The 5149-nt window shown below is 74.4% G+C and carries 1 protein-coding gene; it reads right to left on the minus strand.

Annotated features, from left to right (window positions below):
- On the minus strand, positions 1 to 5149 hold a 5149-nt coding region (locus ACZ5NH_RS45150), incomplete at both ends, for a type I polyketide synthase (protein ID WP_468784269.1).

Here is a 5149-nt window from a genome sequence, read left to right on the forward strand (position 1 = left end):
GGCGAGTGGAAGGCGTGACTGACCGTCAGACGCTTCGACTTGCGGCCCTGCTCCTCGAAGCGGGCGGCGATCTCCAGTACGGCGTCCTCGTCACCAGCAATCACCACGGAGGCCGGACCGTTGACCGCCGCGATGCTCACCGCGTCCGACAGGTACGGGGTGACCTCGTCCTCGGTCGCCTGGACGGCCACCATCGCACCACCAGCGGGCAGCTCCTGCATCAGCCGGCCGCGCGCGGCGACCAGCGTGCACGCGTCCTCCAGCGACAGCACACCCGCACAATGCGCCGCCGCGATCTCACCGATCGAGTGACCGGAGACGAAGTCCGGGCGCACACCCCACGATTCGAGGAGGCGGAACAGCGCCACCTCGATCGCGAACAGGGCGGGCTGCGCGTAAGCCGTCTGGTCAATCAGCTCGGCCTCATCACCGAACACCGCCTCCTGCAGCGGCAGTTCGAATCGCGCCAAGACCTCGTCCAGGGCCTGGGCGAACACGGGGTAGGCGTCGTACAGCTCCCGGCCCATCCCCAGCCGCTGACTGCCCTGCCCGGTGAACAAGAACGCCGACTTGCCGCCGGCAGGGATGCCCTGCACGAGTCCGGTCGCGCCGCGCCCCTCGGCCAGCGCCTCGAGCCCCGCCAGCAGACCGTCACGGCCACCCGCCACGACCACCGCACGCCGCTCCAGAGCAGCCCGCGTCGTCGCCAACGAATACGCCACATCAACCGGTTCAAGACCACTGTCCTCGGCGACACGGTCGAGCAGGCGCCGGGCCTGCGCCCGCAGCGCCTCCTCGGTCCGGCCCGACAGCACCCACGGCACCACGGGCAGCGGTACGGGGTCGTCCTGTGCCCGCTCGGCGGTGTCCGCCTCGGAAGGCTGCTCGATGATCGCGTGGGCGTTGGTGCCGCTCACGCCGAAGGAGGAGACCGCGGCCCGGCGGGCCCGGTCGCTCTCCGGCCATTCCCGGCTCTCGGTCAGCAGCTCCACGGCGCCCGCCGACCACTCCACGTGAGTCGAGGGGGTGGCCACGTGCAGGGTCCGCGGCAGGACGCCGTGCCGCATCGCCATGACCATCTTGATGATCCCGGCGACACCCGCGGCGGCCTGCGTGTGGCCCAGGTTGGACTTGATCGAGCCCAGCCACAGCGGCCGGTCCTCGGCGTGTTCCTGCCCGTAGGTGGCGAGCAGCGCCTGCGCCTCGATCGGGTCGCCCAGGGTCGTACCGGTGCCGTGCGCCTCCACCGCGTCGACCTCCGCGGCCGACAGCCGGGCGTTGGCCAGCGCCTGCCGGATGACGCGCTGCTGGGACGGGCCGTTGGGCGCGGTCAGGCCGTTGCTCGCGCCGTCCTGGTTCACCGCCGTACCGCGCACGATCGCGAGCACGGGGTGGCCGTTGCGGCGGGCGTCGGAGAGCCGCTCGACAAGGAGCATGCCGGCGCCCTCCGACCAGCCGGTGCCGTCGGCGTCGTCGGAGAAGGACTTGCAGCGGCCGTCGGACGCGAGGCCGCGCTGGCGGCTGAAGTCGACGAACGTGTCGGGCGCGGCCATGACGGTGACGCCGCCGGCCAGGGCGAGCGTGCACTCGCCGGTGCGCAGCGCCTGCGCGGCCAGGTGCAGGGCGACCAGCGACGAGGAGCAGGCCGTGTCGATGGTGACCGCGGGACCTTCCAGGCCGAGGGTGTAGGCGACTCGCCCGGAGGCGACGCTGCCCGCGGTACCGGTGCCCAGATAGCCCTCCAGCCCCGCCGGTACGGCGGGCAGGCGGGTGAGGTAGTCGTGGTACATCACGCCGGCGAAGACACCGGTCCGGCTGCCGCGCACCGAGGCCGGGTCGATCCCGGCCCGCTCGAAGGCCTCCCAGGCGGTCTCCAGCAGCAGCCGCTGCTGCGGATCCATGGCGAGGGCTTCCCGCGGGTTGATACCGAAGAAGTCCGGATCGAAGTCGGCGGCGTTGTGCAGGAAGCCGCCCTCACGGGTGTAGCTGGTGCCCGCACGTTCCGGGTCGTCGCTGTAGAGCGCGTCGAGGTCCCAGCCGCGGTCGGTGGGGAACGCGGAGACGGCGTCACCGCCGTCCAGGACCAGCCGCCACAGGTCTTCGGGCGTGCTGACGCCACCGGGGTAACGGCAGCTCATGCCGACGATCACGATCGGGTCGTCGTCCGCGGCGGTGGCCACCGCCGCACCGCGGGCCGCGCTGTCGGCGTCCGGGCCGAGGATCTCGGTGCGCAGGAAGGAGGCAAGGGCGACGGGCGTCGGGTAGTCGAAGACCAGGGTGGCCGGCAGGCGGACGCCGGTGGCCGTGCCGAGGCGGTTGCGCAGCTCCACCGCCGTCAGCGAGTCGAAGCCGAGCTCCTTGAACGCCCGGCTCGCATCGACCGCTTCCGGCCCCGGGTATCCCAGGACGGCGGCGACCTGGGCGCACACCAGGTCGGTCAGCAGGCGGTCGCGTTCTGCGGGGGCGAGGGCGAGCAGCCGCTCCGTGAGCCCGCCGACGGCGGTGGCGCCCGTGGCGCTCACGACGCGACGCGCCGGGGTGCGGACCAGGCCGCGCAGCATGGCGGGCACGGCCGCGGGGTCGGCGTCGCGCAGGGAGGCCAGGTCCAGGTGCATCGGTACGAGCGACGCTTCGCCCACCGCGAGGGCGGTGTCGAGCAGTGCCAGGCCCTCGTCGGAGGAGAGTGCGGCGACTCCGGCACGGGTGATGCGCTGCAGGTCGGTGTCGTCGAGGCCGCTGGTCATGCCGCTGCGTTCGGCCCACAGGCCCCAGGCGAGGGCGGTCGCCGGGCGGCCCTCGGCGCGGCGGCGCTGGGCGAGGGCGTCGAGGAAGGCGTTGGCGGCCGCGTAGTTGCTCTGGCCGGGGCCGCCGAGGGTGCCCGCGGCGGCGGAGAACAGCACGAACGCCGACAGGTCCAGGTCGCGGGTGAGGTCGTGCAGGTTGAGCGCCGCGTCGACCTTGGCGGGCAGGACCCGGTCGATGCGGTCCGGGGTGAGGGAGTCGACGACGCCGTCGTCGAGCACGCCGGCGGTGTGCACGACGGCCGTCAGCGGGTGGTCGGCGGGGACGCCGGCCAGCAGCTCCGCCAGGGCGGTGCGGTCGGCCGCGTCGCAGGCGGCCAGCGTGACCTCGGCGCCCAGTTCCCGCAGCCCGGCCACGAGGTCCGCGGCACCCTCGGCGTCGGGGCCGCGGCGGCTGGTCAGCAGCAGGTGCCGTACGCCGTGTCCGGTGACGAGGTGGCGGGCGACGAGGGCGCCGAGGGTGCCGGTGGCGCCGGTCACCAGTGCGGTGCCGTCCGGGTCCAGGGCGGGGGCGATGTGCGCGGGGTCGGCGGCGACCCGGGCGAGCCGTGGCACCGTCACGGAGCCGTCCCTCAGGGCCAGTTGGGGTTCTCCCATGGCCAGGGCGGAGGGCAGGGCCAGTCGGGACGCTTCCGTGTCGTCGAGGTCGACGAGTACGAAGCGGTCCGGGTGCTCGGACTGGGCCGAGCGCAGCAGGCCCCACAGCGGTGCGTGCGCGAGGTCGGGCACGTCGCTGCCGGGCTGGGCGGCGATCGCGCCGCGGGTGACGAAGACCAGTCGGGAGTCGGTGAAGCGGTCGTCGGCGAGCCACGTCTGCACCAGGTCGAGGGCGCGGTGCAGCGCGGCACGGACCGCGGCCGGCAGCGACTCGGGGGCGGCGGGCACCGGTTCGGTGGTGCCGGTCGTGAAGGGCACCACGACGGCCTCGGGCAGCGGCGCCCCGGCGTCCAGGGCCCGGCCGAGCGCGGTCAGGCCCGGGTGGGTGACGGCGGTCGGCAGCGCCTGGGCGAGCCCGGCGAGGAGTCCGTTGCCGGTGTCGGCGTCCGTGCCGGGCGCGGAGCCGTCGGTGTGGAGCAGCGCCCACTGGCCGGCTGCCACGGTTGTCGTGGTGGGCAGCCGCGCGTCGCTCCACTCTGCGCGGAACAGCGCGTCGTGGAAGGTGCCGCGCGCGGTGTGGGAGCGGACCTGGTCGGGCGAGACGGGGCGCAGCAGCAGCGAGTCGATGGAGGCCACCGGAGTGCCGCTGTCGTCGGCGAGGGTGACGGCGACGGTGTCGCGTCCGGCCGGCGACAGGCGGACGCGCAGGGACGCAGCCCCCACCGCATGAAGGCGGATGCCGCCCCAGGAGAAGGGCAGCCTGCCGTGTTCGGTCTCCGTCAGCAGGCTGCCGATGCCGACGGCGTGCAGGGCGGCGTCCAGCAGGGCCGGGTGGATACCGAACAGCGCGGCGTCCTGCCGGGCCTGCTCGGGAAGACGGACCTCGGCGAAGACCTCGTCGCCGCTCTGCCAGGCGGCCTTCAGGCCCTGGAAGACCGGCCCGTAGGCGAATCCGGAGTCGGTGAGGTGGTCGTAGAGTCCGTCGATCTGCACCTCAATGGCGCCGCTCGGGGGCCACTGGGCGAGGTCGTCGGGGGCGGCCGGGGTGTCCTGGGTGAGCACACCGGTGGCGTGCCGGGTCCAGGTGGTCTCGGCCCAGGGGTCGTCGCCGTCCTCCGGCCGCGAGTGCAGGGTCAGCCGGCGGCGGCCGGTCTCGTCCGGCGCCCCGACCGCGAGCTGCAGCTGGACGCCGCCGTGTGGCGGCAGCACCAGGGGGGCTTCGAGGGTGAGTTCCTCCAGCAGGTCGCAGCCCACGTGGTCGCCGGCGCGCAGCGCGAGCTCCACGAAGGCGGTTCCCGGGAGCAGCACGGTGTCCATGACGGCGTGGTCGGCCAGCCAGGGGTGGGTGCGCAGCGAGAGGCGGCCGGTGAACAGCAGCCCGTCGGCGTCGGCGAGGGCGACCGTCGCGCCGAGCAGCGGATGGTCGGCGGCGCCGAGTCCGGCGGAGGTGACGTCGCCCACCCAGGAGGCCGGCGGTTCCGGCCAGTACAGCTCGCGCTGGAAGGCGTACGTGGGCAGTTCGACGCGGCGGGCGCCGCGACCGGCGAAGACCGCGGCCCAGTCCACGCGCGTGCCCCGGACGTGTGCCTCGGCCACGGCGGTCGCCAGGGCCTGCGGCTCGGGGCGGTCCTTGCGCAGGGTGGGGGCGAAGGCGGTGCCCTCGCGCGTCACGCAGTCCTGTGCCATGGCGGTCAGCACACCGCCCGGCCCGAGCTCCAGGTAGACGGTGACGTCCTGCTCCTCCAGGTACC

Source organism: Streptomyces sp. NPDC031426 (assembly GCF_055581585.1).